This is a genomic window from Promicromonospora kroppenstedtii DSM 19349 (assembly GCF_000515355.1).
In the GTDB taxonomy this organism is placed as follows: Bacteria; Actinomycetota; Actinomycetes; order Actinomycetales; family Cellulomonadaceae; genus Promicromonospora; species Promicromonospora kroppenstedtii.
In genome coordinates this window covers 242,962-248,390 of record NZ_KI911760.1, presented here as the reverse complement: position 1 = coordinate 248,390, position 5,429 = coordinate 242,962, and the positions used below count along the sequence as shown (strand labels likewise).

At 69.8% G+C, this 5,429-nt stretch carries 5 protein-coding genes; all 5 read left to right on the top strand.

All coding sequences use genetic code 11. The features are described 5' to 3' along the window. The first annotated feature begins 104 nt into the window (after positions 1 to 104). The 5 genes from PROKR_RS28440 to PROKR_RS28420 all read left to right on the top strand — a co-directional run bounded on the left by PROKR_RS28440 (position 105) and on the right by PROKR_RS28420 (position 5,355). The gene (locus PROKR_RS28440; RefSeq protein ID WP_036970585.1) at positions 105 to 2,285 is read left to right on the top strand and encodes an RICIN domain-containing protein; all 2,181 of its coding nucleotides are present in this window, start codon (positions 105 to 107) and stop codon (positions 2,283 to 2,285) included. A 201-nt stretch (positions 2,286 to 2,486) separates the two neighbouring features. Further along, positions 2,487 to 2,900, top strand: coding sequence for a nuclear transport factor 2 family protein (locus tag PROKR_RS28435; protein ID WP_051433455.1), 414 nt, complete (start codon positions 2,487 to 2,489; stop codon positions 2,898 to 2,900). Between the two features lie 22 nt (positions 2,901 to 2,922). Then, positions 2,923 to 3,393: a nuclear transport factor 2 family protein gene (locus tag PROKR_RS28430; protein ID WP_036970581.1), complete on the top strand. Its 471-nt coding sequence runs from the start codon at positions 2,923 to 2,925 to the stop codon at positions 3,391 to 3,393. 38 nt (positions 3,394 to 3,431) lie between these two features. After that, positions 3,432 to 4,667, top strand: a complete 1,236-nt coding sequence (locus PROKR_RS28425) for an epoxide hydrolase family protein (RefSeq protein WP_245606000.1) — start codon at positions 3,432 to 3,434, stop codon at positions 4,665 to 4,667. A 79-nt stretch (positions 4,668 to 4,746) separates the two neighbouring features. Beyond that, positions 4,747 to 5,355: a TetR/AcrR family transcriptional regulator gene (locus PROKR_RS28420; protein ID WP_036970579.1), complete on the top strand. Its 609-nt coding sequence runs from the start codon at positions 4,747 to 4,749 to the stop codon at positions 5,353 to 5,355. The last annotated feature ends 74 nt before the right edge of the window (positions 5,356 to 5,429 follow it).

The following is a 5,429-nucleotide window of genomic DNA, read 5'->3' as shown; positions in this document are numbered from 1 at the left end:
GGCGGCGCTGATAGGGGTTTTTACCTACTGACAGGTTAGTAAGTGGCTCGGTAGGGTGAGGCGCCGCCGCGACGACGCGGCGCCAGACCCTGCCGGAGGCTGCCATGTCACGTGTTCGGAAGGTGGTCGGCGCGCTCAGCGCCGTCCTGCTCGCCGGTCTGCTGGGGGTGGTCGCGTCGCCCGGCGCGACCGCCGCCTCCACCGGCACCATCGTCGGGTCGGCCAGCGGCCGGTGCCTCGACGTGACCGAGGGGTCGACGGCCAACGGCAACCGGCCCCAGATCTGGGACTGCACGGCGAGCAACGCCAACCAGACCTGGACCTTTGCCGACGACGGCTCCGTGCGCGGGCTCGGCAAGTGCCTCGACGTCGCCGACGGCTCGACGGCGAACGGAGCCATCGTCCACCTCTGGGACTGCTACTCCTCGCTCGCGAGCCAGCGCTGGACCCTGACCGCGGCCGGCGACCTGGTGAACCAGGCCGCGAACAAGTGCCTGGACGTGACCGGCGGCGCCACCGCCAACGGCACCCGGGTGCAGCTCTGGACCTGCACCGGCGCCGCCAACCAGAAGTGGACGCACAACGGGGGCTCCGTGCCGGGGCCCGACCCGGACGCGGTGCTCCCGGACCCGGCCAACCCCGACCTCGGCCCGAACGTGGCGGTCTTCGACACGTCCATGTCCGACGCCGCAATCCAGTCCCGGCTGAACAGCGTCTTCGACGCCCAGGAGACCAACCAGTTCGGGCCTCAGCGTCATGCCATGCTGTTCTACCCGGGCTCCTACGACGTCGACGCGAACGTGGGCTTCTTCACCCAGGTCGCGGGCCTGGGCCTGGTTCCTGACGACGTGAACATCAACGGCCACGTGCACGTCGAGGCGGACTGGTGGCCCGACGGCTCGCAGAACGCCACGCAGAACTTCTGGCGCTCCGCCGAGGGCCTGTCCGTCACGCCCGCCGACCGCAACGACCGGTGGTCCGTGTCCCAGGCGGCGCCCTACCGGCGCATGCACCTGCGCGGCAACCTCGCCCTGTCCGACGGCGGCTGGTCGTCCGGCGGGTTCATCGCGGACTCGAAGGTCGACGGCCAGATCAACTCGGGCACCCAGCAGCAGTTCCTCACCCGGAACTCCGCCATGGGGAGCTGGACCGGGTCCAACTGGAACCAGGTGTTCGTGGGCAGCACCGGGACGCCGTCGAACAGCTTCCCGAACCCGCCCTACACGTCCATCGCCACCACCCCGAAGGTCGCCGAGAAGCCGTATCTCTACGTGGACGACAACGGCTCCTACCGGGTCTTCGTGCCCGCCGTGCGGTCCGGGTCGACCGGCACCACCTGGGCGAACGGGAACCCGGCCGGGCGCTCCCTCCCGATCGGCGACTTCCACGTGGTGCGGCCGGGCGACTCCGCCGCCAGCATGAACACGGCCCTCGCCGCCGGGAAGAACCTGCTGGTCACCCCCGGCACCTACCCGATCAACCAGACGCTCCAGGTCAACCGTGCGGACACGGTGGTGCTGGGGCTGGGCCTCGCCACGTTCGTGCCGCAGGGCGGCATCGACGCCATGCGCGTGGCCGACGTCGACGGCGTCCGCCTGGCCGGGATCATGTTCGACGCCGGGACCGGCGGTTCGAACGTGCTGCTGCAGGTGGGCCCGGCCGGCTCGTCCGCCGACCACGCGGCCAACCCGACGGTGCTGTCCGACGTGTTCATCCGCGTGGGCGGCTCGGTCGCCGGCAAGGCCGTGGTGAGCATGGAGGTCAACAGCGACGACGTGATCGGCGATCACGCCTGGATCTGGCGTGCCGACCACGGCAACGGCGGGACGGTGGGCTGGACCATCAACACCGGCCGCAACGGCCTGATCGTCAACGGCGACGACGTGACGATGTACGGCCTGTTCGTCGAGCACTACCAGCAGTACCAGACCATCTGGAACGGCGAACGCGGGCGCACGTACTTCTACCAGAACGAGATGCCGTACGACCCGCCGAACCAGGCCGCGTACATGAACGGCTCCACCGAGGGCTGGGCGGCGTACAAGGTGGGCGACGCCGTGACCGACCACCAGGCCTGGGGGCTCGGCAGCTACGCGTTCTTCAACGTGAACCCGGCGGTGGCGAACGCGCGGGCCTTCGAGGTGCCGGTCCGGTCGGGCGTGCGGTTCCACAACATGGTCACCGTGTCCCTGGGCGGGGTGGGCACCATCCGGCGGGTCATCAACAACACGGGGGAGACGGTGAACTCCGGCCGGCAGGTGACGTACCTGACGACGGGGCCGTGACGGCTGCTGGTTGACCTCTCCCCTTCGAGGCCTGAGTTTCTTCGCTTTGACCCACGTCAAAGCGAAGAAACTCAGGCCTCGAACGCGTCTGCGGACGGGGCTCCGGGGCGGCGTGGCGCAGGTGGCAAGTTTTGGACTTGTGGGTCCAATTTATGGCGCGCACAGTGGACCGTGCAGTCCAGTCAAGGAGAGGGAAGCCCCATGTCCAGCAGCACCAGCACCACCACCGGCACGGAGCAGGAGGCGCGTAACGACGCCCTCGTGCGTGAGTTCGTCGACACCTTCGAGAAGCAGGACGCCGCCCTGCTCGGCTCCTACTTCGCCGACGACATCGTCTTCGAGAACTACGGCGACCCCGTCGTCCACGGCCGCGCCGACCTCGTCGCGATGTGGGCGGGGGTGTTCCGCAACTTCGCCGACGTCCGGTTCGAGACCCTCCACCAGGCCGTCGACGGCGACGTCGTGATCGCCGAGCAGGTGCACGGCCTCGGCCTCGCCGGCAAGCCGCCGGCCCCGATCAGGAACCTCGCGGTCTACGAGATCCGCGACGGGAAGATTGCCGCCTGGCGGGACTACACCAACCCGCTGGAGGCCAAGCGCCTCCTGGGCCTCTGACCCGGCACGGAAGGGGAGACCGATGAGAGACCTGGACACCCTGAACGCGATCGAGGACATCCGCCGCGTCGAGGCCCGCTATGCCCGGTACGCCGACCACAAGCGCTGGGCGGACCTCGCCGGGCTGTTCACCGACGACGGCTGGTTCCGCTCCCTCGACGTGGACGGCAACGAGATCGTCCACATGGAGGGTCCGGCGGACATCGCGGAGCAGCTCGGCGCCCACAACTCGGGCGACGTGCAGCCCCTGCACCAGCTGTTCACGCACGAGATCGACGTCGAGTCCGCCGACACCGCCTCGGCGGTCTGGGCGATGTCCGACCTCATCTTCCGCGGCGACAGCGCGATCCCCGAGCCCGCCCCGGGAGACACCCTGCCGCCGTTTCGCACCATGCGCGGCTGGGGCCACTACCACGTCACCTACCGCAGGGTCGGCGGCGAGTGGCGCATCGCCACCCGCACCCAGACCCGCACCCGGCTGGAGTTCGCATGACGAGCTCGCCGGCACCCGACCCCCGAAGGAGCACCACCGTGTCCGACACCGTGAAGACCGACCTCGAGCAGCACCGGTTCACCGTCTCGATCCCCCAGGAGACGATCGACGACCTCAAGGACCGACTGCGCAACACCCGCTGGCCCGCCGATATCGACGAGAACGACGGCTACTACGGCACCAGCCAGGCCTACATGAAGGAGCTCGTCGACTACTGGCTCGACGAGTACGACTGGCGGACGGCCGAGCGCGCGCTGAACGAGGCGAACCAGTACCGCGTCACCGTCGACGGCACGCCGATCCATTTCGTGAAGCAGGACGGCGTGGGGCCGGCGCCGATCCCGCTGGTCATGAGCCACGGCTGGCCCTGGAGCTACCGCGAGTGGTCCAAGGTGATCGGGCCGCTCACCGACCCCGCGGCGTACGGCGGCGACCGGGCCGACGCGTTCGACGTCATCGTCCCCTCGCTGGCGGGCTTCGGGTTCTCGACGCCGGCGGGCCGCCCGGACATGAACTTCTGGAAGATGGCGGAGCTCTGGCACAAGCTGATGACCGAGCACCTCGGCCACGAGAAGTACGCCGCCGCCGGGGCCGACTACGGCGCCCTGGTCACGAGCCAGCTCGGCCACAAGTACGCGAAGGACCTGTACGGCATCTGGCTCGGCCACGCGATCCACCTCGACCTGTTCCAGGGCGAGCGGCCGTGGGACCTGACGGGCGGCGCGACGGTCCCGCCCGGCGCGTCCGACGAGATCAGGGACGGCATCCTCACCTTCCAGGACCGGTACGCGTCGCACGTCGCGGTGCACATCCTCGACAACCAGAACCTCGCCTACGGGCTCGCCGACTCACCCGTCGGGATGCTGTCCTGGATCCTGCGGCGGTGGACCAAGTGGAGCGAGTCCAACGGCGACGTCGAGACCGTGTTCCCGCGTGAGCACCTGATCACGAACGCGACGATCTGGTGGGTCACGAACTCGATCACCAGCTCGATCCGGTCCTACGTCAACGCGAACCGGTACCCGTGGACGCCGTCGCACGACCGCACCCCGATCATCGAGGCGCCCACCGGCCTCACGTTCCTCGGCAACGAGAACCCGCCCGGGGTGAGCACCGAGCAGCGGGTCCAGGCGTTCCTCGACGACCCCGCCGAGAAGCCCTGGTACAACCCGACCTATCTCAAGGCGCACGAGCACGGCGGGCACTTCACGCCGTGGGAGAACCCCGAGGCGGTCATCGAAGACATCCGCGCGACGTTCCGCCCGCTCCGCTGAGCACGGACGTCACGGTCCGCTGCCCCCGCGGGGCTGGACCGTGGCGTCCAGCTGTCCCCCACCCCACTAGCCTGAGGACATGACCATGCGGACGACGGCCCGGGGTGCCGCCACGCGGCAGCGGCTGGTCTCGGGTGCCGCGCTGCTGATGCGGGAGCAGGGCGCGGCGGTGACCAACCTCGACCAGGTGCTGCGGGCGACGTCGACGAGCAAGAGCCAGCTCTTCCACTACTTCCCGGACGGCCGCGCCGGGCTGCTCGTCGCGGTGACGAGCTACGAGGTGGAACAGGTCATCGAGGCACAGCGCCCTCACCTCGACGACCTGTCGACGGCCAAGAGCTGGCGCGAGTGGCGCGGCGGCGTCCTGCGGCACTACGTCGAGCTCGGCGAGCGGTGTCCCATGGGGTCGCTGACCTCCGAGCTGGGCACCTCTTCCCCCGAGGCCCGCAACATCGTCAACGGCCTCTACGACCGCTGGGAAGGAGCACTGATGGCCGGCGTCCAGGCCATGATCGTGAACGGGGCCGTGCGGCCCGACCTGCCCGTGCGTGACACCGCCCGGAGCATCCTCACCGCCGTCCAGGGTGGTGTGGTGATGCTGCGGGCCACGGGGCGGCTCTCCTACCTGGAGACCACGCTCGACACGACGCTGGAGCCCCTGCTCGGCACGCCGCGGGCCGCCGCGTGAGCGCGCGCCGACAGGCTCTCGCCGGCCGGCGGATCCTCGTCGTCGGTGCGGGCGTCGCCGGCCTCGCCGTCGTC